Annotated in this window: 26 protein-coding genes; 20 read left to right on the forward strand and 6 right to left on the reverse strand. The window is 38.2% G+C overall.

Going from position 1 to position 23,725, the window contains the following annotated elements; genetic code table 11:
- The first annotated feature begins 73 nt into the window (after positions 1–73).
- The 9 genes from COJ96_RS05035 (at position 74) to COJ96_RS05075 (ending at position 8,649) form a co-directional block, all read left to right on the forward strand.
- Positions 74–1,024 carry a ribose-phosphate diphosphokinase gene (locus COJ96_RS05035; RefSeq protein ID WP_098571879.1) on the forward strand — a complete coding sequence of 317 codons (951 nt, stop codon included), beginning with the start codon at positions 74–76 and terminating at the stop codon, positions 1,022–1,024.
- Between the two features lie 242 nt (positions 1,025–1,266).
- A complete protein-coding gene (locus COJ96_RS05040; protein ID WP_098571932.1) occupies positions 1,267–2,823 on the forward strand; it encodes an acetate--CoA ligase in 1,557 nt (518 codons plus the stop codon).
- A 117-nt stretch (positions 2,824–2,940) separates the two neighbouring features.
- A complete protein-coding gene (locus tag COJ96_RS05045; RefSeq protein ID WP_098571880.1) occupies positions 2,941–4,335 on the forward strand; it encodes an MATE family efflux transporter in 1,395 nt (464 codons plus the stop codon).
- A 90-nt stretch (positions 4,336–4,425) separates the two neighbouring features.
- On the forward strand, positions 4,426–5,352 hold the full coding sequence (locus COJ96_RS05050) for a carbohydrate kinase family protein (protein ID WP_098571933.1): 927 nt from the start codon (positions 4,426–4,428) through the stop codon (positions 5,350–5,352).
- Positions 5,353–5,433: 81 nt separating this feature from the next.
- Positions 5,434–6,333, forward strand: a complete 900-nt coding sequence (purU, locus tag COJ96_RS05055; RefSeq protein WP_098571881.1) for a formyltetrahydrofolate deformylase — start codon at positions 5,434–5,436, stop codon at positions 6,331–6,333.
- Between the two features lie 93 nt (positions 6,334–6,426).
- Positions 6,427–7,170, forward strand: coding sequence for a helix-turn-helix transcriptional regulator (locus COJ96_RS05060; RefSeq protein ID WP_373561653.1), 744 nt, complete (start codon positions 6,427–6,429; stop codon positions 7,168–7,170).
- Positions 7,171–7,176: 6 nt separating this feature from the next.
- Entirely contained in the window at positions 7,177–7,815 is a 639-nt protein-coding gene (gene folE, locus COJ96_RS05065; RefSeq protein ID WP_098571883.1) for a GTP cyclohydrolase I FolE, read from the forward strand.
- 15 nt (positions 7,816–7,830) lie between these two features.
- Entirely contained in the window at positions 7,831–8,031 is a 201-nt protein-coding gene (locus COJ96_RS05070; protein WP_098571884.1) for a CDGSH iron-sulfur domain-containing protein, read from the forward strand.
- A 195-nt stretch (positions 8,032–8,226) separates the two neighbouring features.
- On the forward strand, positions 8,227–8,649 hold the full coding sequence (locus COJ96_RS05075) for an SRPBCC family protein (RefSeq protein WP_098571885.1): 423 nt from the start codon (positions 8,227–8,229) through the stop codon (positions 8,647–8,649).
- Between the two features lie 80 nt (positions 8,650–8,729).
- On the opposite strand, the gene COJ96_RS05080 is transcribed toward COJ96_RS05075, so the two are convergent.
- Positions 8,730–9,407 (reverse strand): Dph6-related ATP pyrophosphatase, encoded by a 678-nt coding sequence (locus tag COJ96_RS05080; protein WP_098571886.1) that lies wholly within the window; start codon positions 9,405–9,407, stop codon positions 8,730–8,732.
- 247 nt (positions 9,408–9,654) lie between these two features.
- On the opposite strand from COJ96_RS05080, the gene COJ96_RS05085 reads away from it, so the two are divergent.
- From COJ96_RS05085 to COJ96_RS05110, 6 genes are all read left to right on the forward strand, one after another.
- Positions 9,655–11,034: a sigma-54 interaction domain-containing protein gene (locus COJ96_RS05085; RefSeq protein ID WP_257148435.1), complete on the forward strand. Its 1,380-nt coding sequence runs from the start codon at positions 9,655–9,657 to the stop codon at positions 11,032–11,034.
- Positions 11,035–11,339: 305 nt separating this feature from the next.
- Positions 11,340–12,473 carry an iron-containing alcohol dehydrogenase family protein gene (locus tag COJ96_RS05090; protein WP_098571888.1) on the forward strand — a complete coding sequence of 378 codons (1,134 nt, stop codon included), beginning with the start codon at positions 11,340–11,342 and terminating at the stop codon, positions 12,471–12,473.
- A 35-nt stretch (positions 12,474–12,508) separates the two neighbouring features.
- Positions 12,509–13,498 carry an ABC transporter substrate-binding protein gene (locus COJ96_RS05095; protein WP_098571889.1) on the forward strand — a complete coding sequence of 330 codons (990 nt, stop codon included), beginning with the start codon at positions 12,509–12,511 and terminating at the stop codon, positions 13,496–13,498.
- A gap of 108 nt (positions 13,499–13,606) precedes the next feature.
- Positions 13,607–14,413, forward strand: coding sequence for an ABC transporter permease (locus COJ96_RS05100; RefSeq protein ID WP_306460579.1), 807 nt, complete (start codon positions 13,607–13,609; stop codon positions 14,411–14,413).
- Positions 14,414–15,271, forward strand: a complete 858-nt coding sequence (locus COJ96_RS05105; protein ID WP_098571891.1) for an ABC transporter ATP-binding protein — start codon at positions 14,414–14,416, stop codon at positions 15,269–15,271.
- A 46-nt stretch (positions 15,272–15,317) separates the two neighbouring features.
- Positions 15,318–16,640, forward strand: coding sequence for an aspartate aminotransferase family protein (locus COJ96_RS05110; protein WP_098571892.1), 1,323 nt, complete (start codon positions 15,318–15,320; stop codon positions 16,638–16,640).
- A 42-nt stretch (positions 16,641–16,682) separates the two neighbouring features.
- On the opposite strand, the gene COJ96_RS05115 is transcribed toward COJ96_RS05110, so the two are convergent.
- Entirely contained in the window at positions 16,683–17,507 is an 825-nt protein-coding gene (locus COJ96_RS05115) for a hypothetical protein (protein ID WP_098571893.1), read from the reverse strand.
- Positions 17,508–17,688: 181 nt separating this feature from the next.
- Here COJ96_RS05115 and COJ96_RS05120 point away from each other — a divergent pair, with 181 nt between their 5' ends.
- Positions 17,689–18,249, forward strand: coding sequence for a class I SAM-dependent methyltransferase (locus COJ96_RS05120; RefSeq protein ID WP_098571894.1), 561 nt, complete (start codon positions 17,689–17,691; stop codon positions 18,247–18,249).
- A gap of 73 nt (positions 18,250–18,322) precedes the next feature.
- Positions 18,323–18,916, forward strand: a complete 594-nt coding sequence (locus tag COJ96_RS05125) for a class I SAM-dependent methyltransferase (protein WP_098571895.1) — start codon at positions 18,323–18,325, stop codon at positions 18,914–18,916.
- 94 nt (positions 18,917–19,010) lie between these two features.
- Here the strand turns inward: COJ96_RS05125 and COJ96_RS05130 are convergent, their stop codons facing one another.
- Positions 19,011–19,304: a hypothetical protein gene (locus COJ96_RS05130; protein WP_098571896.1), complete on the reverse strand. Its 294-nt coding sequence runs from the start codon at positions 19,302–19,304 to the stop codon at positions 19,011–19,013.
- A 174-nt stretch (positions 19,305–19,478) separates the two neighbouring features.
- Here COJ96_RS05130 and COJ96_RS05135 point away from each other — a divergent pair, with 174 nt between their 5' ends.
- A complete protein-coding gene (locus COJ96_RS05135) occupies positions 19,479–19,973 on the forward strand; it encodes a hypothetical protein (protein WP_098571897.1) in 495 nt (164 codons plus the stop codon).
- Positions 19,974–19,991: 18 nt separating this feature from the next.
- Here the strand turns inward: COJ96_RS05135 and COJ96_RS05140 are convergent, their stop codons facing one another.
- Positions 19,992–20,927, reverse strand: a complete 936-nt coding sequence (locus COJ96_RS05140) for an AEC family transporter (RefSeq protein WP_098571898.1) — start codon at positions 20,925–20,927, stop codon at positions 19,992–19,994.
- Positions 20,928–21,070: 143 nt separating this feature from the next.
- Between COJ96_RS05140 and COJ96_RS05145 the strand changes: the two genes are divergently transcribed.
- Entirely contained in the window at positions 21,071–21,793 is a 723-nt protein-coding gene (locus COJ96_RS05145; protein ID WP_098571899.1) for a DUF2161 domain-containing phosphodiesterase, read from the forward strand.
- Between the two features lie 38 nt (positions 21,794–21,831).
- Here the strand turns inward: COJ96_RS05145 and COJ96_RS05150 are convergent, their stop codons facing one another.
- Both COJ96_RS05150 and COJ96_RS05155 read right to left on the reverse strand, forming a co-directional pair.
- The gene (locus COJ96_RS05150) at positions 21,832–22,647 is read right to left on the reverse strand and encodes a cytochrome c oxidase assembly protein (RefSeq protein WP_098571900.1); all 816 of its coding nucleotides are present in this window, start codon (positions 22,645–22,647) and stop codon (positions 21,832–21,834) included.
- Positions 22,634–23,122, reverse strand: a complete 489-nt coding sequence (locus COJ96_RS05155) for a DUF2243 domain-containing protein (RefSeq protein ID WP_098571901.1) — start codon at positions 23,120–23,122, stop codon at positions 22,634–22,636. The genes COJ96_RS05150 and COJ96_RS05155 overlap by 14 nt, the downstream gene beginning before the upstream one ends.
- A 208-nt stretch (positions 23,123–23,330) precedes the next feature.
- Here COJ96_RS05155 and COJ96_RS28455 point away from each other — a divergent pair, with 208 nt between their 5' ends.
- The gene (locus tag COJ96_RS28455) at positions 23,331–23,504 is read left to right on the forward strand and encodes a hypothetical protein (protein ID WP_180229986.1); all 174 of its coding nucleotides are present in this window, start codon (positions 23,331–23,333) and stop codon (positions 23,502–23,504) included.
- Positions 23,505–23,725 lie beyond the last annotated feature (221 nt).

A 23,725-nucleotide genomic window follows, 5' to 3' on the forward strand; every position in this document is an offset into this window, starting at 1 on the left:
TTGATTAATATAGTAAAATAAGATGGATCGATAATTAGTAAAATTAGAAATTCAAACGTGTGGAGGATCTAAGGTGACATATCAACAAAATAAACGATTTAAATTGTTCTCATTGAATTCCAATCAAAAACTAGCAACAGAGATGGCAGAGCTCTTAGGATGCGATTTAGGAAACAGTTCTGTGTCTCATTTCAGTGATGGAGAGATTCAGATTCATATTGAAGAAAGTGTTCGTGGCAGTGAGGTCTATGTTGTACAATCCACATCTTACCCTGTAAATGATAATATTTTGGAGCTCCTCATCATGATTGATGCTCTAAAAAGAGCTTCAGCTAGTATTATTAATGTGGTCATTCCATACTATGGATATGGACGACAAGACAGAAAGGCACGTTCACGGGAGCCGATTACAGCGAAACTAGTAGCGAACCTTTTAGAAACGACTGGAGCAAGTCGAATTCTTACAATGGACCTCCATACATCACAAATTCAAGGTTTCTTTGATATCCCCGTAGAACATCTCTATGGTGTTCCAATCCTTGGACAGTATTTTAAGGAACAAGGTTTAGAAGATATTGTTATTGTCGCGCCACATAATGGCAGTATTGGCCGGGCAAGAAAAGTGGCCAACCTATTACACGTTCCACTTGCCCTAATCGATAAAAGAAGATTTGAAGAAAATGGTCCCCAAACCATAAATGTTATTGGTAATGTCGAGGGCAAAAATGCCATAATTATTGATGATATGATTGATACCGGTGCAACCATTTCTTTAGCAGCTAAAGCTCTAGAAGAAAATGGGGCAAAAGCAATTTATGCCGGTTGTACGCATCCTGTTTTTACAGACCGAGCGATTGAAAAAATAGAATCGTCACCAATTAAGGAATTAGTCGTGACAAATACTATTGAATTGTCGGAAGATAAAATCAGTAGTAAAATTAAAACGATTTCTGTTGCGCCTCTTCTTGTTGAAGCAATCGACCGGATTCATAATGAAAAAGCAGTAAGTCCTTTATTTGAATAAGTGATCCTACGAAGCCAACTATTTCTTATAGTTGGTTTTTTGGAGTTTGGTTAAGACTAGATAATAGGCCTTAGTATTAACCGAGGCGAAATAATTTACATAGTTTTAGAAAATGATATGATTATAAGAGTGAATATTACTCAGTATCTAGTGTTATAACCAGGTACTAACCAGGAAGATCAAACGAGATTTGGTAACCCCAAAATCTAAACTACCAAGAATGGAGATTGACAATTGTGGATATGAAATCATTTATTGCACCAGAACACTTCAATTTAGCAAGTGAAATTTCTAAACATTACTCCGAAAAAATCGCTTTACGATGGCAAAATGAACTAGGAGAAACGAAAACGATTTCTTATGCTCAGTTAATCACAAAAGCTAATAAATTAGCAAATGGATTAACGAAATTAGGACTAGAGAAGGGTGACAGGGTTGTTGTCATGAGCACTCGCCTCATTGAATCCTATGTTATTTATTTAGCCTGTTTAAAAGCAGGATTAGTCATTAGCCCTTCTTCAGAACTTTTACGAGCAAAGGATTTACTGTATCGCTTAAATCATTCGGAAGCGAAAGCCGTCATTTCTTATTCTGAGTTAATTGAAGAATTTGAAAATATTAAAGAGGATACTCCATTTTTACAATATAAGATTGCTTTTGGTCAGGAAGTACCAAATTGGCTTTCCTTAGAAGATTTAGCAGCTGAGGAATCAGAAATTTTCAGCGATGTCGATACCCTGAGTGGCGATTTTGCCTTTTTAGCTTATACATCTGGGACAACCGGTCAGCCAAAAGGTGTTGTTCACAGCCATGGCTGGGGTTATGCTCATTTAAGAATTGCGGCATCCAGATGGCTGAATATTAGTGAGGACGATCTGGTTTGGGCTACAGCTTCCCCAGGGTGGCAAAAATGGGTTTGGAGTCCGTTCTTATCGATTCTAGGTTCAGGTGCCACAGGATTTATCTATCATGGAAGGTTCAATCCGCACAAATATTTACGTCTTCTTCAAAATCAACAGGTAAATGTTTTATGCTGTACACCTACCGAATACCGGATGATGGCTAAATTAGATGATCTTTCCAACTTCGATCTATCCCATTTGCATACGGCTGTATCTGCAGGGGAGGCGTTAAATCGTGAAGTCATTGATGTGTTTAAAGAACAATTCAAGATCCTGATACGCGATGGCTACGGACAGACAGAAAGTACATTATTGATAGCGAACTTAAATGTTAATGAGAAAAAATTAGGTTCCATGGGGCAGCCGTTGTTAGATGAATTGATTGCTGTCGTTGATGAAAACGGCCATCCGGCACCAATCAACCAAGTCGGAACGATTGCCATTCGAAGCGATTTTCCGGCTTTATTTAAACAGTATTATAAAAATCCTGTAACCACGGCTTCATCTTATCAAGGTCAATATTTTCTAACTGGTGACCGTGCATTGAAAGACGAGGATAATTATTATTGGTTCCAAGGACGAAAAGACGATGTCATTATCAGCTCTGGATATACGATTGGACCATTTGAAGTAGAAGATGCATTAATGAAACATAAATTGGTTAAGGAATGTGCGGTAGTCGCTTTACCGGACCCAATCAGAGGAAACGTTGTTAAGGCATTTGTTGTGTTGAAAGATGGCATTCTTGGAACAGTGGAGTTAACAAAGGAGTTACAGGGATTTGTAAAGAAATTAACTGCTCCTTATAAATATCCAAGGGTGATTGAGTATATCGACGCACTACCGAAAACGGATTCGGGAAAAATTCGTCGTGTCGAACTGCGAACACAACGATAAATGGACATTTCTGACAGAAGATTAAAACCTTTACTCACTTCCAAATCGTGGTATAATAAGCCGTATTAAAATACGGTCGGTACGTTTCAAAAAATTCCATTAAAGAAGTGTTGCGTAATGAATAAATTAGAACTGAATATTAGGCACAGAGCTGTTCCTTTGTTAGATAAGTATTTTTCTGGCGAGTCGATAGGTTACAAGAAAATATTTGCGATTATCCTGCCCATATTCGTAGACCAGGCCTTTTTAATTATCATGAGTTTATTAAACACAGCGATGATTAGTTCTGCTGGAGTGGCAGCGGTTAGTGCCGTGAGTATGGTAGATTCATTGAATATTTTCCTAGCCAATGTCTTTATAGCGGTCGCAACAGGAGGGACCGTGATTGTAGCCCAATATAAAGGGAGCGGGAATGGGGAGATGGTGTCCAAAACGGCGACACAAGCGATCACTGCCGTAACCCTATTTTCAGTCCTAATCAGTACTTTAGTTATCATTTTTCATACGGCAACCTTAAACCTATTATTTGGTAAAGCGGAAGCGGATGTATTTCAAAATGCTCGAATTTATCTTATCGGCAGCTGTCTTTCTTATCCATTCATCGCGATCTTTCAAGCGGTGACTGGCGCGTTAAGAGGTGTGGGGGAGACGAAACCCTGTTTGAATTTATCGCTAGTAATGAATTTAACCAATACGATTCTAAATCTACTACTGATTACATTCTTTCACATGGGTGTGGAGGGTCTAGTGATTTCCACGCTTTTGGCGAGATTTTTAGGAATGGCCGCTGCCTTGGTTTATGTCTTAAAATACAATGAGACGATCCGTTTCAAGATAAAAAATGCGGTTAGAATTGACCTTTCTATTTTAAAAAAGGTCATGTTTATCGGGCTGCCTTTTGCCGCAGAACAAATCTTTTTCAATGGTGGAAAGCTGCTAACGCAAACGTTTATTGTCCAGTTAGGTACTCTTTCACTTACCGTTTTTGCGATTGCCAATGTGTTAATGATGGTCTATCAAATCGGACCTAATTCAATCGGAATCGCCATCGTCACTATCGTAGGGCAATGTATTGGGCGTAGGAATATTGCAGACGCGAGGAAATTTATCTTCTCGTTAATTGGTCTTTCTTCGATTATTTTTATCATCGCGGATTTCTTGCTATTGCCATTGTTTCCGTTGTTGATAAAAATGTTCAATCCACCGGAAGAAATTATTCCTACGATTTTTACACTAGTATTAATAGCGGCCATTGCACAGCCAATCCTGTGGTCACCAAGTTTTATTATGCCATCAGCACTACGGGCAGCAGGGGATTCCAATTTTACTTCGATTGCTTCATTGCTCTCGATGTGGTTGCTGCGGGTCATCTTAGGTTATGTTTTAGGAATTACCTTAGGTTTTGGAATTGTCGGTGTCTGGGTGGCAATGATTGTGGAATGGGGGACTCGCGGACTCATCTTTGGCTTGCGGTTTAAAGGGAAAAAGTGGTATGCACATAAACTAGTTTAATATCGTAACCGATCCTCCTCAACCATTTTCAATTGAGGGGGTTTTTTCATATAATCATCATAGATACATCATTGGAGGAGGACCATCTTGGTGCAAAAAGGAGTTATTTCACTGGGTGAAGCATTTGTAGACTTTATTTCAATGGATCAAACGAATACCAAATACCAGCAGCTGCTGGGCGGAGCCACCGTAAATGTGGCAGTGGGGACTAAGAGACTCGGGATTCCAGCTTATTACTTATGTAAACTAGGGACCGATGAAGTCAGTCAATTTGTAGAACAAGAATTCAATAAGGAACAAATTGATATTTCTTATTCTGTCTACACTTCGAGTAAGTGTATTTGTGGTGTATATATACATATAAATGAAAATGGTGAGCGCTATTTTCATTCTTACGTGAATGCTACTCCAGACGAGGTATTATCTGAAGATGAATTACGAAGGGAAGTTTTTGAAAGGGCAAAGATTTTTTATTTTGGTTCAGGAACACTTTTTCATGAAACAGCTAGGAAGACAACTGAAAAGGCCTTATCATATGCCAAGGATGCTGGTAATATCATCGGCTTTGATGCCAACCTTCGATTAAAGCGTTGGGAAAGTGAGGGGGATTGTCGCCAAACTGTTTCATCCTTCCTTCAGTATGCACATATAGTAAAATTGGCTGAAGATGAGTTGTATTTTTTAACAGAAACAGATTCTTTAGAGGCTGGATTAAACCAAATATCTAGATGGCAGATTCCTTACCTGTTTATCACGATGGGAAGCAGGGGTGCATGTGCAATTTTTAAGGGAAACAAAGTTTTTGTTCCTGCTCCAAAAGTTGAAGCTATCGATACAACTGGTGCAGGTGATGCATTTATGTCAGCCCTCCTGTATTGCTTTCATGAAAAAGGTCAGCCGGACAGTCTCTCCCAATTAAAAGAGTACCTTCAATTAGCGAATAAAGTTGGAGCTGCCGCGACGACCGAAAGGGGCTCATTGTCAGTTAATATGTTATCGCAGAAAATTATTGATTGATACGAATTTTCAAAATAGTGATTAACTAATACGACCATCTAATGTATAATGTGTAAAACAATATTAGAGAGGTTTTGTGACATGAACGCATATATAAAAGATCAGATTGAATTATTTCAAGAAAAGAATAAGAACCGTGGTTGCCTATTAGTTAGCTGTCCTGACCAACCTGGAATTGTGGCTGCGATTTCTAAATTTCTTTTTTCTTTTAACGCAAATATTATTGAATCCAGCCAATATTCCACCAACCCTGAAGGCGGCACATTTTTCATCCGAATCGAATTTGAATGTCCTAATTTAATGGGTAAAGCAAAAGAGATGGAGAGCCAGTTTGCTGAAATTGGCAAAGAGTTTTCCATGGAATGGAACCTTACACATGTTTATCATGTGAAAAAAGCGGCAATCTTTGTTTCAAAAGAACTTCATTGTTTGCTTGAACTTTTATGGGAATGGCAAAGCGGTGATTTAATGGCTGATATTGCCCTTGTGATCAGTAATCATGAAACGGCAAGAGAGGTTGTCGAAGGGCTGAACATCCCGTTTTATTACGTTCCAGCCAATAAAGATATTCGTGGACAAGCCGAAGCAGCACAACTTAAACTTCTAAAAGAGTATGAGATTGATTTCGTGGTATTGGCCCGCTACATGCAAATCTTATCTCCAACATTTGTCGAAGAAAATCCAAATAAAATTATTAATATTCACCATTCATTTTTACCAGCCTTTGTTGGTGCAAGACCATATGAACGGGCATTTGGCCGCGGTGTAAAATTGATTGGTGCCACTTCTCATTATGTAACAAATGACCTCGATGAAGGACCTATTATCGAACAAGATATCAGCCGGGTCGATCATCAGGATAATGTCGATAGCCTTAAAAAAATCGGTCGTAGAATTGAAAGAAGCGTTTTAGCTAGAGCCGTGAAGTGGCATATCGAGGACCGCATAATTGTCCATCAAAATAAAACGATTGTTTTCTAAAAAATCCCTCTGAAAGGGATTTTTTTTATTAGGTTTTGAAAAAATGAATTTTTCCATTTTTTCAATAAAAATCTTGAACTATTCGAAAGGCAGGTGAATATACATTTAAGAAAGAGCAGGGAGGGAAGAGACCTGAGTTTTCAAGCCGAACATTTGTCGGAGCCAAGAAGAAGAATCGTTCATGCGATTAAAACAAGTGGTGCTTCATCCATGAGCGAACTGGCCTCATTGCTAGATATGTCCGGTGAGGCTGTCCGTCAGCATCTCCTCCATCTAGAAAGGGATGGCTGGATTATCAGGATTTCTGAAAAGCAAAATGGCATTGGCCGGCCTCACATCCGATATCAATTAACCTCTGCTGGTGAACATCTCTTTGATAAGAATTATGATCACTTAACAATTGAAGTTCTTGACACGATGGTCAAACATCTCGGAATAAGTGCTCTGAAAAATGTACTTGCCGCGATGGTTGAAGAAAGGGTTCGTGAATGGGAACCGAAATTGTTGGGGCTTAGTACCAACGAAAGAATAAAGGTGCTTAAGGATTTTTACGCAAAAGATGACTCTTATATGGAAATAGTCAAAAAGGGTAAGGATGATTACTTAATTGAGCGGAATTGTCCTTTTCATAATGTTGCACTCGAACGTCCTATTTTGTGCAGTGTGACTATTTCAGTTCTTACACAATTACTTGGATGTAAGGTGCAAAGAGAACAGCGTCTACAGAATGGTGATGGCTGCTGCGCCTTTCGCATTCAACAAAATGAGCAAGTGAATCATCCCGCCCCTTGTTTAATCATCGAGGATGAACCCTCCAATCCCAAGTCAAAGGAATGATGTGAAATGACTAGTGATCAATATCTTTTATTATCTGAGAAGTTCCCAAGCTTGTTTAAACCCCATGCACAGGAAAACCATCGAAATTTAATGGATGTAAATTTTTTCACCACGGCAATTAGACAATTAATTCAATTGTGCGGGGATGATCCTGATCGAGATGGACTACAAGATACTCCATTTAGGGTACTCAAAGCATTTCTCGAGTACACGGAAGGTTATCATGAGGACCCAAAACAACATCTTGAGAAGACCTTTGATATTGAACATAAGGGACTGATTTTAGTAAAGGATATTGAGTTCTTTTCGATGTGTGAACATCATTTTGCTCCTTTTTTTGGCGTGGCCCATGTAGGTTATATCCCAAATGAGAAAATCACTGGTTTATCAAAAATTGGTCGAATGGTGGATGGGTATGCGAAAAGATTTCAAGTTCAAGAACGGCTTACAACGCAGATCGCCGCCGCGATGGAAGAGGTTTTGGAGCCAGAAGGAACAATCGTTGTCATTGAAGCCAAACACATGTGTATGTGCAGCAGGGGAACGAAAAAATCCACTGCGTCCACCACAACGTCAAGCGTCCATGGAGTATTTGGCAAACAACCTGATTTACGTTCTGAATTTTTTTCATTAATAAAAAACTGAGGAGATGTGATAAGGATGGAAAATCAAATTAAGATTAGTGATAATGGACCATTGCAGGTAAGTGGTGATTTTCAGATTTTTGATTCTGAGGGCAAGGAATATCCAAAAAAGGCAAAAGTGTATCTATGCCGTTGCGGCCTTTCCAACAAAAAGCCGTTCTGTGATGGTTCACATAAAAAAGGCGGATTTGAAAGCAGTCCAAGAGCCTCTGAGTAGGGTGTCAGGCACCACTTAAACATTTAAACAGCCAGGACGGGAAACCCCATCCTGGCTTTATTGTTTTTTGTGTTTCTTTATCAATACTGGTGATTGCGGTTACAAGGAAGAGTTGATAAGATATTAACAGGTTTGTGACAGCAAGAATTCAATCTACATAATAAACTTAGTATATGTTGAAAGGTGGAAATTCAAATGACAACAAGCAATTTTGAAAAGATCACTGTACAGACAACTGTTCATGCGCCGGTAGAAAAAGTATGGGAACATTGGACAGAGCCAAAACACATCACCCAATGGAATAATGCTTCAGAAGACTGGCATACACCATTTGCAGAAAATGATTTAACGGTTGGTGGAAAATTCCTTACAAGAATGGAAGCAAAAGATGGCAGTTTTGGTTTTGATTTTGGCGGAGTATATGACGAAGTCAAATTAAATGAGGTTATTTCTTATACCATGGGTGATGGAAGAAAAGTATCTGTTACCTTTAAAGGTCAAGGAAATGAGACTGAGGTAATTGAAACGTTTGATGCGGAAACGACCAATCCAATTGAGATGCAACAAGCAGGCTGGCAGGCGATTTTAGATAACTTCAAAAAATATACAGAACAATAATTAATTTCCAAAAGCGGAAAATCATTAAAGACATAACAAAGGGGGGCATCCCCCTTTGTTATTTTAACCAATTCATTGCCTTAACGCTCAATAATGCTATAACTCTTAAATTCTAGTTTCTTTGTGGTTTCCAGTTGGATTAATTCTCCTTGTTCCAATTGAATTCTTTTTGAAAATAATGGTCCATCATAGACGAAGGTATGGTATTCACCCGCTTCTCCCATCGGACAAATAGTAGTCTGTTGTACATCTTTCAGAAAGGTTTCATCTACTATTCTACCAAGCCACTTGTCTTCCAAGACATCTTCCCGTACACGAATCACAATTGCTTCATACCCCGATTGGACAAATTTCCCTAAAGATTGTAGGGCTTCTTCCTTTTTCATCCATAATGGGTACAATGAGTCCACATTTGCAGCGGCTGCTACTTTTTCTCCCCATTCTCGATGTTCGTTTAAATATAGATCACCGTAGGCGATTCCCGTGATATTTAATTGGTTTTTCAAGTGTTCTATCGCGTTGACAAATTGACTTGTATAGTTTTCGTATGTACATTCGATAAAATGAACAGGTATGTTTAACGATTCACCTTGTAGTTTAATCATTTCTGTTCGCTCGCCATGACCAAATGTTCTCCCTAATTCTTTAGGTACTGTTGTAACCAAGGATACTACTTCAAATCCCTGTGATATTAGGGTATCTAACGCCATACAACAATCCTTCCCGCCACTCCACGATAAAGCAATTCTTTTTTTCAAGCTTCATCCTCCTCATTTAGATATTCTCATCGATCCACATACTGATATTTTATCATAAAGGTAAAATTGCTGAGGGCGTGACCCGGAAATAAATTGTCTTTCATTATACAAAATTGAATAATTTATTTAAAAAAGTATAAATTTTATCAATTATCTGATATAACTGTAATATCAAGAAGTTTACCCTATTTTCTATTCAATAATGAATAATAATTGAGTCTGAATAGTTCAAGAAGGAGGGGAATATGTGAGTGATGAAAAAAAAGTTTGGAATGAAAATGAAGCCATTCTACATTCATTACAAGACGATATTTTAGTCACCGACACAGATGGGATTATTTTGAAAGTAAGTGAAGCTACCGAAGGAATTTATAATATGAAGTCCAATGAAATGGTCGGCCGGTCTGTTTATGAACTTGAAAAAGAAGGGGTATTTACACCGATTTTGACGCCGTTGGTTATTAAGGAAAAAAAGAAAATCACTCTAGTCCAAACAACTAATAAGGGAGAAAAGTTACTTGTAACTGGGATTCCTGTTTTTGATCATAACAATAATTTAGTAAGAATCGTCAGTTATTCACATGATGTTACCGAGTTACTTAACATGAAAAAATACTTAACGGACATCGAAGACGAAATGGAACGAGTGAAAAGTGAACTGGAAATGCTAAGAAATCTCCAATTTGATTCTGACGGAATGATTGCCACGAGTACAGAAATGAAAAAAGTACTCCAGCTTGCTCTGCAAGTGGCTGAAATTGATGTCAATGTGTTGCTGCTGGGTGAAACAGGGGTAGGCAAATCACATATTGCGAAATTCATTCATAAAAAAAGTTCTCGGAAAGACGGTCCTTTTATCGAGGTGAACTGCGGTGCCATACCCGAAGCCTTGTTTGAGGCAGAGTTTTTCGGATATGAATCAGGAGCATTTACGGGAGCCCATCCAAAAGGCAAGATCGGGCTAGCGGAACTTGCAGGAGGCGGGACCTTATTTTTAGATGAAGTGGGTGAGTTATCGTTAGTCAATCAAGTGAAAATTCTCAAATTCATTCAGGAAAAGCAATTTTACCGTGTTGGTGGAACGAAGCTGCGAACCGTTGATTTCCGTATTCTTGCCGCAACAAATCGAGACTTAGAGAAAGCCGTGGAAGAAAAAGTCTTTAGACATGACCTCTACTTCCGTTTAAATGTTGTTCCGATTACCATTCCGCCATTAAGAAATCGCTCAACCGATATCATCCCGTTAATTGAACACTTCTTAACGTATTTTTCTAAAAAGTATCATCGTGAACGAAGCCTTGATGAAGGTGTTCTGCATCTGTTGTTTACACAAGAATGGAAAGGAAATGTCCGAGAATTAATCAATTTAATTGAAAGATTGGTAGTTACTTCTCCAAAACAATTGATTGAAATCGAAAACCTGCCGCCTCATTTTCGAAAATCTTTTTCTCATGTAACGTCTGTTGATGACAATAATCGTTCATTGAATGAGATTCTAGATAGTGTAGAAAAACAAGTGTTACTTAAGGCTAGGAAACAATACAAAACGACGATAGACATGGCAAAAGCATTAGGGATAAGTCAGCCTTCGGTGTTTAGAAAAATCAGAAAGCACGGAATAGATTAAAAATGGCACAAAACTTGCATTATTTTTAGATGTAAGACACAAACGAAGCGGCCGCATATGTATAGAAATCCATATCAAACGGGAGAAATTCCACGGCGAAAAGAAAGGGGGCTGATTATATTTATACAGAAATAATGAAAGATGATATTTTTAAATAGCATCATTTTTGTATTTTTATAGCATATATTGTATTTTTACTTGATGATAGAATATTAAGAAAATATATTGACATAAAATAGACAAGTATTTATATTTAAAGAATATTATTCATTTTTAAACAATTTACAAAGGATTTGAGGTGTAATATGAAAGTAACGGTAGGACCAGCTCAATATATTAGAAATAAAGGTTTACTAGAAGAAGCGGGTAGGTACATAAAAAACTTTGGAAAAGCAGCTGCTCTCATAGGAGGCCAAATTAGTAGAGGACTTGTGGAAGATTCATTAAGAAAGAGTTTGACAGAACACGAGATTTTATTAAAACATTCGCTTTGGTATGGCGGAGAATCGTCTCAAGCGAATATCGATCAATTAGTAGCTGTACTAAAAGATGAACAGATTGATGTCCTTATTACGACAGGTGGAGGCAAAGCCATTGATACTGTTAAAGCTGTTGCCTATCAACTTAACAAACCGTTAATTGCCATCCCAACTATCGCTGCAACTTGTGCAGCAGCAACACCTATTACCATCCTATATAGCAATGATGGTGAATTTATTGGGATCGAACGAAAGTCGAAGGCACCTGATTTAGTCTTAGTTGATTCGGAAATCATCATGAACGCACCGGTACGCTTTTTAATCGCGGGTATTGGCGATACATTGGCTAAATGGTTTGAGACCAAATCCTCTGTGAAAAAAGCGGTGCCTAACATTTTAAATCAAACGGCTGTTGCGATCGCAGGTCAGGTTTATCAAACGCTGCTTCAAATCGGGAAAAATGCTGTCACATCTGTTCAAACCCAAATAGTAACAATAGAGTTCGAAGATGTGATTGATACCATTATTTTAGTCAGTGGCAGTGTCAGTGGGTATGGCGGGGATGATTGCCGAACAGCTGGAGCCCATGCGATTTATTCAGGGTTAACGATTTTCCCTGAAGTACATCACACCTATCACGGGGAAATTGTTGCCTTCGGGATCCTTGCACAGTTGTGTATGGAGAATACCAGCGAGGTCGAACTTAAAAAGTTAATAAGTTATTACCAGGAAGTTGGACTTCCATTTACTTTAAAGCAAATGGGAATTACAAATTTAACAGAAAGTCAGTGGCAGAAGCTTGGGGAAATTACTGTTACAATCGAGGATATGGCAAATATGCCATTTGAAGTCTCACCTGAAATGGTGATTGAAGCTGTTCGCCGAGCTGATGAAATTGGAAATAGAATGTTAACAGGTGTTCTTCATTCTTCATTTCGTTTAACAGAGAAACAGATTTAAATAGCTATATATTTAATTACAAGGGGGAATTTGGAGTGAAAAAGTGGTTATTGGTTTTTTGTTCATTGATGTTGCTAGTTGCATTAGCAGCGTGTGGGAAAGAGGATGCAGCAAGTACTGCTAAGGATGGGAAGTCGTCTGAGTCATTGAAAGTGACACTGCCAACCTGGACAGGGTACGGTCCGTTATTTTTAGCAAAAGAAAAGGGCTTTTTCAAAAAGAATGGGATTGATGTGGACCTTTCCATTGTAGAAGGATTAGGAGAACGTAAACAAGCATTAGCCAGTGGGAAAATTGATGGGATGGCAACGGCACTGGATGTCCAAGTGTCCCTGGCAGCATCTGAAATTCCTGTCCAAGTAGTTTGGTTATTAGATGATTCTTACGGCGGGGACGGGATTCTCGTAAAAAATGGAATTAATAGTGTAAAAGATTTAAAGGGCAAACAAGTAGCATTTGAGGTAGGTTCAACTAGCCATATGTTAGCACTGCAAGCATTAAAACAAGGCGGATTAACTGAAAAAGATGTACAAGTCGTGCAAATGTCTGCCGGTGATGCCGGTGCTGCTTTTGCCGCTGGTAAAGTGGATGCAGCTGTTACATGGGAGCCTTGGTTATCAAAGGGAGCAGAAGCAAACGGTAAAGTTTTATTAACAACTAAAGATTTATCTGGAATCATTGTTGATACGGTCAGCTTTAAAGAAGATGTAATCAAAAACCGTCCGAAAGATGTGAAAGCTTTTGTTAAGGCGATGGGCGAAGCCATGACGTATTGGAAAGAACATGAAAAAGAAGCCAATGAAATTATGGCAAAAGGTTTAAATATTGATGTGAAAGAATTTGAAGGAACGGTTACTGGTTTGAAATTCTTCTCGAAAGAAGATAATGAAAAGTTATTTGGGACAGAAAGCGCTAAAGGTTCCATCTATCAATCTACAGAAAATGCGATTTCGTTTTATAAGGATCAAAAACTTCTTAAAACCGAGCCAAAAGCAGAAGATATTATCAATCCGAGTTTCCAATAATGATAAGGTTTAAGTTAGTTTAAGGATTCACTTTAAACAGCCTGACTTATGAGATGTTTTATTTAACCTCATCAGTTAGGCTTTTTTACAAAATAGACACATAAGAAGGTGAAAAAATTGATCACAAAATTGTTTACTCCTAATAAGGAAATACCCAAAGTATTTTATACTTCCGCGGGCTTTATCACATTTATTATTTTTCTATTAGTTTGGTCAGTACTTAGTTACGGACAGTTCGTGAATCCATTATTCCTTCCGACTCCTACTGCCGTATTATCTACCGCGGTGGATATGTTTGTAAATGGTCAAATTCTTTCAGATATTGGGATCAGTTTTACCAGGGTTCTGTTTGGATTTCTTGCTGCAGCCATTATTGGTATACCGCTTGGGATCTTAATGGGCTCACTAAGGATTATGGAGGGTGCTTTTGAACCAATCATTGGTTTCATTCGTTATATGCCGGCATCTGCTTTTATTCCCTTACTGATTCTTTGGATTGGACTTGGTGAGACAGAAAAAATGAGTGTTATTTTCCTTGGAACGTTTTTTCAGCTGACGTTGATGATTATGGACGTCACCAAGAATGTTCAAAATGATTTAGTTGATGTTTCCTATACATTAGGGGCAAAGAAGGCACAAGTGTTTACCAAAGTTATCCTCCCTGCTTCCTTACCGGGAATTGTTGATACCCTCCGGATTACGTTCGGCTGGGCTTGGACCTATTTAGTGGTTGCTGAAATTGTTGGTGCATCTAGCGGTTTAGGATATATGATCATGCAGGCTTCTCGTTTTCTGCAGCCAGATAAAATCATTGTCGGAATCTTGATTATTGGTATCCTCGGGCTGATTACAGACATTCTCTTTAAAGCCATATATAAGGCTTCGTTTTCTTGGATGAGAAAGGATGGTTTTTAAATGGTAACACCTCAATTGAGTGTTAAAGAAAAGGAAAAAATAGTTGTACCAAACCAGAAAGAATCTCTTTTAAATATGACTGGGACCCCGAAATTAGAAATTAAAGAGGTTGGAAAAGTTTTTAAAACAAAAAAAGGTGAAACGACCGCATTGGAAAAAACATCCTTTTCGATTGAGGAAGGGGAATTCGTTACGATTTTAGGACCTTCGGGCTGTGGGAAGTCAACCGTTTTAAGGATTGTTGCAGGGTTAGAAGAAGCAACTTCCGGCCAAGTACTCCTTGATGGGCAGGAAATCCATGGTCCAGGACCTGATCGCGGAATGGTATTTCAATCGTACACATTATTTCCATGGTTATCAGTGAAAGACAATATTACCTTTGGGTTAAAGCTAAAGGGTGTTTCTCAAAAAGAGAGAGACGATATTGCTAGACACTACTTGCAATTAATCGGTTTAGAAGGATTTGAAAATCATTTTCCGATTCAGTTATCCGGTGGGATGAAACAACGTGTTGCAATTGCTCGAGCGCTGGCAAACGATCCAAAGATTCTATTAATGGATGAACCGTTTGGGGCATTGGATGCCCAAACACGAAACATCATGCAAGAAGTGCTCTTGAAAGCATGGGAAGAGTCGAAGAAGACAATTCTGTTTATCACTCATGATGTTGATGAGTCGATCTTTTTAGCAGATTCGGTATATGTTATGACGGCAAGACCAGGACGTTTAAAGAAAAGAATCCCGATTGCATTGGAGCGGCCAAGGGATTTCAGTGTGAAAACAACTGCAGAGTTTGCCGAGTACAAAGAGGGATTATTATCATTGATTCGAGATGAAACGTTAAAAGCAATTAAATAAAACAGCAATTTTCAGAGTTAAGGAATTTGAATACGGAGGTCAAAGTATGGATAACAAATGGGATCACCTCGTGAAAAATATGCCAAATCGACTGGCACCAAGCATGGCAAAGGATCATCCAAATCTACCGGTGGTGAAAGAGGAAGGCTGTTATTATTTTGGAGTGGATGGAAAGAAATATCTTGATTTTACCTCTGGAATTGCGGTAACAAATGTTGGACACCGTCACCCTAAGGTAGTCCAAGCAATTAAGGATGCTGCCGATGGATTGATGCATGGTCCTTCTGGGGTAATTATGTATGAGTCCATTTTACGATTGGCCGATGAACTCGCCGAAATTTTACCAGGAGAACTTGATTGCTTTTTCTTTGCCAATAGTGGGACAGAAGCTATCGAAGGAGCACTTAAACTAGCAAAATATGTAACCAAACGCCCGTATGTTATTTCCTTTACCGGTTGTTTTCATGGTCGTTCGTTAGGTGCATTAAGTGTGACTACATCGAAAAGCAAATATCGGAAATTCATCCAGCCATCTGGTCTTACCTATCAAGTACCCTATGCGAATGTTAAAGAGAGTCCAGAAGGTATGGATCCAGAGACGTATGTGATTGAGAAATTAGAAAAAGATTTCGCGTCATTATTTAGTCATCAAGTAACACCGGAAGAGGTAGCCTGTGTTATTTTAGAACCGGTGCTCGGTGAAGGCGGTTATGTTGTTCCGCCGAAGGGCTGGTTAAAGAAAGTTCGAGAAATTTGTGACCGCCATAATATTTTACTAATATTTGATGAAGTTCAAACCGGATTTGGCCGTACCGGTCAATGGTTCGCAGCTCAAACCTTTGATGTTACTCCTGATATTATGGCCATCGCTAAAGGAATTTCCAATGGCTTGCCGCTTAGCGCAACGGTTGCTTCCGCTGAATTAATGAAACAATGGCCGCTCGGAAGCCACGGAACGACTTTTGGGGGTAATCCGATTGCTTGTTCTGTTGCACTGGCTACCTTGGAAGTGATGAAAGAAGAAAACCTTCTTGAAAACACTAGAAATATGGGGAGTTATGCTGTTCAGGAACTCGAAAAAATCAAGGAACGACACCCTGTTATAGGAAGCATCCGCGCGGTGGGCTTAATGATTGGAATTGAAATCATTGACCCAGTGACAGGTGGACCGAATGGAGAAGGATTGTTAAAAATTCTTGATCTTGCTCTTGAAAAGGGGGTACTATTCTACCTTTGCGGAAATCATGGAGAAGTCATTCGAATGATTCCACCACTAGTCGTCACCAAGGAACAAATTGATGAGGGTCTCCGGATGTTTGATGAAGCATTAACGGAGTATGAAGCAACATTAATGCAGCCAATTAAATAATCAATAATAAAGTTGGTCGCCAATTCATGTTGGCGACCTGTTTTAATGAAAAAATATCCCATTATGCATTGATGTCATATAATAGTCGAGTGCTTTGCTTCTTGCCCTATCTAATTTTTCAGGATTGTGATATGAAAAGTATTTTAAGATGAAATCACTGTAACCAAGCTTGTTTAAAAGGTACAAAACATTATTGGGGATCATCATTTCTTCTGGGTTTTCTAAGTCAATCACAAAGGAATAATAGTCATTACTTTTATTGTCCTTGCTATAGCAAAGAAAACAGGGGAGTTTCCGATTGGAAATCAGATACTTTTCGAGAATGTAGGAAGTGATCCTACCTTGGAAATGAATCATTTCTTTGGGGATTAGCGGAAAATACTGCCTACAAATTTCTTCTGTGGTAAGTGCTAGATTAACATATTCATTGCTATATAAATTATATCTTCTTAGGTTCTGGACCTGATTTAGACTAGGATGCAGGTTCTTCCGTCCATAGAAAGTGGTAATTCTAAATAATTTTTCCGTGTTTTCGTAAGTAAAGACTATATCATTATCAATGGACCCAATGCCATGTGCTAACTGGTCAATTCGATAAGAACAATTTCGAAAAATGATTTCCAATGATTTTTGCAAAGAGTCTAGACAGATGATCGGGCCAACTCTTTCGTTCCATCGTTTGAGCGCATGATTGTCTATTAAAATCGGTTTGGAAGGACAAAGGATATTTTTTGTGTCTTTATAGTTGTTCATTTGTTCATAAAGTATATTTATATTTTTAATCTTTATTGTAAAAGGATACCCTTCAGCCTTAATGATTTTTATATATTTTGGTTTTAATAAGCGATTAATAATATAACTTCTCATTTTGCCCTCCTTTATTGATTTTTCAGTTTACTTTAGATACTTTCATTATATCAGACACAATTAACTAATATTGGAATGTAACAAAATAAAAATTTTATTCATGTGTATCTGAATCTAAATGGACAATTCCACTTTGATAATGTAGGTTTAGGTTCATATCGAAGTGTTAAGGAGGTTTCAAATGGACAGTAAAACGAAATGGAATAATAAATATAAAGAACGGATGATTGACTTAAAAGACCCTATACCAAATCCAAGACTAGAAAACTTTTCAGGGTATCTAAATGGAGGTACTGCACTTGATCTTGCGTGTGGCCTTGGAGGGAACAGTTTGTTCCTTGCGTGTATGAATTATCACGTTCAGGCTGTTGATATTTCGGATGTTGCGATTGACTTTATTAAGGAACGTGCTGCACAGAATCATCTCAAAATTCAAGCAGAAGTTTGTGATCTAACTGATTTGAATAATCCTAACTGGACCAACCATACTTATGATATTATTGTTATTTCCTATTACCTTGATCGTTCACTTTTCCCGATTGTTAAAAGCGTAGTTAAAGAGGGAGGATATTTTTTTATGGAGACCTTCTACCAATCACCGGGAACCGAAAATCAAGGAGTGTCTAGTCAATATAAACTTCTCCCCAATGAGTTATTGGCTGAATTTGGAGATTGGACGATTCATTTTTTTGAAGAAAATGAATCGGCAGGCCGGCAAACCATATTTTGTCAGAGGGAATGATGACAAAATAACAAAATTAGTTACTTGTAAAAGTGTTATGTAAACTTTATAAACTTGTTTGGAGTGGAGAATTTTGAGTCAATTATTTGCCAATTGGTATGATTTTTTTATGAAACCGTTGGAGAAAAAGAAGTTTAAGAGAATTCGTGAGGAACTCCTAGCGAAGGCAACGGGGAGCGTTCTTGAATTAGGGTCGGGTACTGGGATTAATTTTCCTTTATATAAGGAAGATGTTATAGTAACTGCGATAGAACCGAGTCAGCACATGATTGAGCGATCATTAACTAAACACGGGCAAGCAGTTGTCCCCATTGAAATCGTACAGGCAAGTGCAGAAGAACTGCCCTTTGCTACGGATTCTTTTGACACCGTTGTGGCGACACTTGTATTTTGCACTATTCCCAATCCGGAAAAAGCCATTATCGAAATGAAACGTGTTTGTAAACCAGGTGGGAAGATCCTTCTATTTGAGCATGTTAAAATGCAAAATCGGTTCCTATCCTCACTTCAGAACTGGCTGACTCCAGCGTGGAAAAAAATTTGTGATGGGTGCCATTTAAACAGGAACACCTTAGAGTTACTAAGGAATAAAGAAATACCTATTATTCTAGTGCATCAATATTATCGGGATTTATTTGTTTTTGCAGAAGCAGAAAATAGGAAATAGGGCTTAAAAAAGGAGGCTGCTACAGGTTATACATGGTAACCATGTAGGAGCAGCCTGTTACTTTTAAGCCACTAGTTCCGTGCCCCCTATTTTTTTAATCCTTAATATCAACATTTCCATCTTCATCAATTTCGATGGTTGTATAGCTTTTAAAGGTGTCAATATTGGTGATTTCATGCGGAACAACGCTTGCAAAGCTCTCCATGTATGGCTTGTACACTTCAGGATCTTTGACGAGATGGTAGAAATTGACTCTTCTTCCATCTTTCATATCAGTCATTCTCAGTAAAAATCGATCCCCAAATTGCCCTTTAAACCACTCTCTTGCTTCCTCATGACTAGTGAATTTAGGCATTTGATTAGGATCAATAGAATAATCTTGATTCATTTACAAAAGCACCTCTTTCCAATAAATTGCCACTTTTATTATTCCCCATTGATATAAAAATTATTGTTTTTCAAAAGTTTATAGGAAAAATACAACAGATCACATTACTATGGTAAATTTAAAGAGTGAATTTTAGGTCAGAATGATTTATACAAATGTATGGAGGATAGGTTTATGGTAGTTGTAAAATCAGTTACAATCGATGGTGAAAGTATCCATGTTTTTCGAAACGGGATCTACATCTTTGAATCGAGCTCCGGCTTTACCCTAGAATTGGATTTAATTGTTAGTGAGATTGTTGTAAAAAAATATAAGACCCTTGAAAACGTCATTGTCGAGATAGAATTAGAGGATGGTAGAACGATCAATTCCATCATGCATGTGAAAATATTGACTGGCGGATTACCTCAAATAAATTTATTCTGTGAACTCGATGATATTCATGACTACGAAGGGTTCACTCGGGTTGGCGAAAATGATGCTTGGTTTCCGAATATAGAAGAGGGCATTACAATAGAAGAAATAAGAAAAATCGAAATGCCCAATGAGGACGTTAGTATTAAACTAAATTTACCAATCGACCAGGTCGAATGGATTAAAAAACATAAAAAGAAAAGTTTAAATGAATTATTTCAAAAATTAATTTATGAATATTGGGAAAAAGGTTAGAGAACAACTGCAATTACATTAGTAAAATAGTTTACAAAGAAAATAAAGCAGCGGAACGGTTAGGACACATAATAATGTCGTTAATAATGTTCCCATAGATGCAAAAAAGGTGTCCGCCCCAAATTTTTGCGAGTAAAGCGAGATGGTTGGCGCGGATGGCATCCCTGAAACAATCACCGCAATCACAAGAACTGGATATGGGACAGAAAAAGCCGCAAACGGGAGTAAAAACAGTGGGATAAAGATCAGTTTGGTAAATGCGGATGTCCAAAGATACGGATTTTTTAACGACAGGAAAAAGCCTTTGTAACTAACATTTGCGATTAAACAACCAATCAGAATCATTGAAAGTGGGATGGTCATTTTTCCAACACTATCCAGCCCTTTAAATACCACTTCAGGCCAACTTAGCGGGGAAATAAATAGAATTAGTCCTGTTAATGTGGAGAGAATTCCAGGATTGAAGAAAATTTTTCTCCATTTAATCGTTTCTTTATTTTTGCTAAACAGGTAAATTCCATAGGTCCAAATAAGAATCAAATAACACATATTAAACATGGTCAGGTAAAGGATTCCTTGTTCGCCTAAAAGGATATAACTGACTGCATACCCTATATATCCTTGATTTCCAAAAATAATTAACCCTTCATAGACGCTCTTTTGATCTTCCCGAAGTTTTGCGTGCTTGCGCATCCAGGCAGCTAAGGAACAGGAAAATGTAAGAATGAAGACGGACATCACGGAAAGCCAAATAAATTCTTTCACCAACGAATTGGAAAAGGGGATATCCAAGGAAACCAAAATAAGGGCCGGCAAGGTCACATAGAGGATTAACTGTGTTAAGACTTCATTCGCATGGTTGTTAAGAATACCCGTTTTTCGTAATATAAATCCCAATAAAGCAATGCCATATAGGGTTAACATTTCTAATGAAAATGATAAATCAGAGCTCATTACATCCACCCCCTGATGATTAGTTTATTAGAGGTTTACATATAAAGTTCGTTGACCGGTGAAACATACTTTTTCTAAAAGAAAATTTGCGTTACATTTTGATAGAATGATTCGAGAGGTTTGCATTGGGATGGTGATACAATATGAAGGAAACAAAAAAACTGCAAGAAGTCGATTTATATAAACCCATTCAAACCTATTTTGTCCGTGAAGGTTATGAGGTATATGGTGAGGTGAAGGACTGTGATATTGTTGCAGTCAAGGATGAAGAGATAGTTGTAGTCGAATTAAAGCTCACTTTAAGTGTGGACTTACTTGTCCAAGCAGCCAAAAGACAGCGGATTACAGATAAAGTTTATGTGGCAATCCCGAAACCAAAGCAACGTTTGAATTCCAAAAAGTGGGCAGAGAAATGCAATTTAATTCGCAAGCTAGAGTTGGGATTAATCGTTGTTTCGAGCCCTGGGAAACGCGGAAAAGCTGAAATAATATTTGATCCTTCGCCATTTAAGTATAGAAAAAACAAACTAAGGCTCGAATCTATTATAAAGGAAATTAACGGCCGCAGTGCAGACTATAATGTAGGGGGCAGTAATCGGACCAAGATTATGACTGCATATAAAGAAAATTGTGTCCAGATTGCTTGTAATCTTGAATGTTTGGGTCCATTGTCCCCTAGGATGCTAATTCAATTAGGAACAGGGAAAAATACCTCATCCATTCTTACGAAAAATTATTATGGTTGGTTTGAAAGAATCAAACGAGGAACCTATGTGATAACGGAAAAGGGGAAAGCAGAGTTAAAAGAATACCCGGAGTTAGTAAATTATTATTTAACTAGAATAGGTGACGAGAAAGGTACGTAAGAACATAGGGCTGCCCCAAGATTTCTTGGGACAGTCTTTTACTTATTCAATACATTTAAAGCCTTATTCGTTCTTGGTCGGGTTCCCTTGAACCATTGGTAACAAAGGATCGTAATCAGAATCAAATCAATGACATCGCCGCCATAATACATGATCAATCCGCCCGTTTTGGCTTGGTCAATCGGAACTCCCATAGGGGGATGAGCATAAATATATTTTGAAAGGATGCCGTGACATGCCAAGGCGATTATTAATACGCATGAACGATAGATATAACCCGTCCGGTGTGGGTTTGGATCTGCATAAATGAAGGCACCTGTGAAAAGATAGCCTGCTAGAAATACGTGCAGGTGAACCGCAATTTGAACCAGCTCGTTTTGTTCCATTGTCTGATAAAGGCTGGTCGTATATAGGACCCAAAGGCCTCCAACATTCAGAAAAGAGGCCGTTAACGGATGAGTGATTAGTCGAAGTGGATTACTTTTTAAAATATGGGATAAAGTCCGTGCGTGCTTCACGTCTAGTGTACGAAGAATCAGTGTCATTGGGGATGCCAAGACCAGTAATAGCGGCGCCAGCATTCCGAGAAGGAGATGGCCGAGCATATGAGCCGTGAAATCTGAATGAGAACGAGTAGCAAGCGGCCCAATAATAGCCGCTAATGCACAGAAAATACCTGTAATCCACTTGACAATTCGGTAAGACCGCCATGATCTTTTTCGCCGCTTAGATAGGATGGCTGCGTAAAGATAAATGACTAATGCAATGAAAAACGGCACTGATAAAATCAGTTGGACGCTTAATCCATGAAATTCCATCTCAGATCCATCATGTATGTGATTATTTAGGTGCATGATTCGTTGTAACTCCTAATTGACTTGATTTCCCTTTTGAGCGAGCGAGGATAGCAATGCCAATTATTATCATCAAAACTGAGGTAATGTACCAAACCATGTCGTAAGGGACGATATTAACATCGTAGCGAATTTGGTGGAGACCCATTAATTTATGCTGGATGGTACCATCGTATAATTGAAATCCACCTGCACCCAGTAATAACCCTCCAAACCACCTCATTGGCAGCCAACCACCTCGGCGGCGAAGGTCGGCAAGCATGAATAAGGATCCAACTGTAGCAAACCAACTAAAGGCATGAAAAAATCCATCAGAAACAAGTCCGATTCCAGTCGTGGATTTATCGTAAAAATGATGCCAATGCAGTAGTTGATGAAAAACTGCTTCATCGATAAAGGCGACAAGTCCTATGCCAAAAAGTAAGCCGGACCAGAGATTTTTAGGGTAATTTGTTTTGTTATTATTCTCCGCCATTTTCTTCTCCTTTAAGAAACGAATTCTTCTGCTCTTCAATTTACCCTATATGAATAACCCATAAACAGGATGTGGTAGGATTCCTGTCCATTAATATTGTTTTTTGGTTGATGGCTATATTTGTTGATAAAAATCTTATTTTTAATTTCTCTGCAATTTGTCAAAACTGATATGCAGAGGTGATTAAGATAAGGAAGGAGACATATGTATGAATAAACCTTTTGAATACCCGGAAATGTACTATAACGAAGTCATCTATTTTTTAGAAACGAAATGGAAGCGTCGACTAAGTGATCATGAGAGGCATGTTCTCATTGAAGGCTATCGATTCGGGCGGCTGGTTGAGGCAGAAAATGAAATCAGAATCCTCTCAGTGAAGTAATTTTTTCTGAAGTTAATATCAAATGGCAGCCGCAGCTGCCATAATACTTCATTAATAAAATTTTTAAATAACCTTTGCTCAATGCAAGGTTTTTTCTTTATTTAAGTATTGTATAATAAAGGAAGCGTTTCATTTTTTTATAATAAATGTAACTGTGTCCGTGGTAAACAAGTGAAGGGAGGGCCGGTGTGACAACAGCAAAGAGATTCGCAGATTCAGAG

The organism is Bacillus sp. AFS073361 (assembly GCF_002567005.1).
Classification (GTDB): Bacteria; Bacillota; Bacilli; order Bacillales; family Cytobacillaceae; genus Neobacillus.

Coding starts and splice junctions, on each gene's coding strand:
- COJ96_RS05040 (WP_098571932.1), top strand. CDS start 1,267: ATGAAATCATTTATTGCACCAGAACACTTCAATTTAGCAAGTGAAATT.
- COJ96_RS05045 (WP_098571880.1), top strand. CDS start 2,941: ATGAATAAATTAGAACTGAATATTAGGCACAGAGCTGTTCCTTTGTTA.
- purU (WP_098571881.1), top strand. CDS start 5,434: ATGAACGCATATATAAAAGATCAGATTGAATTATTTCAAGAAAAGAAT.
- folE (WP_098571883.1), top strand. CDS start 7,177: ATGACTAGTGATCAATATCTTTTATTATCTGAGAAGTTCCCAAGCTTG.
- COJ96_RS05070 (WP_098571884.1), top strand. CDS start 7,831: ATGGAAAATCAAATTAAGATTAGTGATAATGGACCATTGCAGGTAAGT.
- COJ96_RS05075 (WP_098571885.1), top strand. CDS start 8,227: ATGACAACAAGCAATTTTGAAAAGATCACTGTACAGACAACTGTTCAT.
- COJ96_RS05090 (WP_098571888.1), top strand. CDS start 11,340: ATGAAAGTAACGGTAGGACCAGCTCAATATATTAGAAATAAAGGTTTA.
- COJ96_RS05105 (WP_098571891.1), top strand. CDS start 14,414: ATGGTAACACCTCAATTGAGTGTTAAAGAAAAGGAAAAAATAGTTGTA.
- COJ96_RS05110 (WP_098571892.1), top strand. CDS start 15,318: ATGGATAACAAATGGGATCACCTCGTGAAAAATATGCCAAATCGACTG.
- COJ96_RS05115 (WP_098571893.1), bottom strand. CDS start 17,507: ATGAGAAGTTATATTATTAATCGCTTATTAAAACCAAAATATATAAAA.
- COJ96_RS05120 (WP_098571894.1), top strand. CDS start 17,689: ATGGACAGTAAAACGAAATGGAATAATAAATATAAAGAACGGATGATT.
- COJ96_RS05130 (WP_098571896.1), bottom strand. CDS start 19,304: ATGAATCAAGATTATTCTATTGATCCTAATCAAATGCCTAAATTCACT.
- COJ96_RS05135 (WP_098571897.1), top strand. CDS start 19,479: ATGGTAGTTGTAAAATCAGTTACAATCGATGGTGAAAGTATCCATGTT.
- COJ96_RS05140 (WP_098571898.1), bottom strand. CDS start 20,927: ATGAGCTCTGATTTATCATTTTCATTAGAAATGTTAACCCTATATGGC.
- COJ96_RS05145 (WP_098571899.1), top strand. CDS start 21,071: ATGAAGGAAACAAAAAAACTGCAAGAAGTCGATTTATATAAACCCATT.
- COJ96_RS05150 (WP_098571900.1), bottom strand. CDS start 22,647: ATGCACCTAAATAATCACATACATGATGGATCTGAGATGGAATTTCAT.
- COJ96_RS05155 (WP_098571901.1), bottom strand. CDS start 23,122: ATGGCGGAGAATAATAACAAAACAAATTACCCTAAAAATCTCTGGTCC.
- COJ96_RS28455 (WP_180229986.1), top strand. CDS start 23,331: ATGAATAAACCTTTTGAATACCCGGAAATGTACTATAACGAAGTCATC.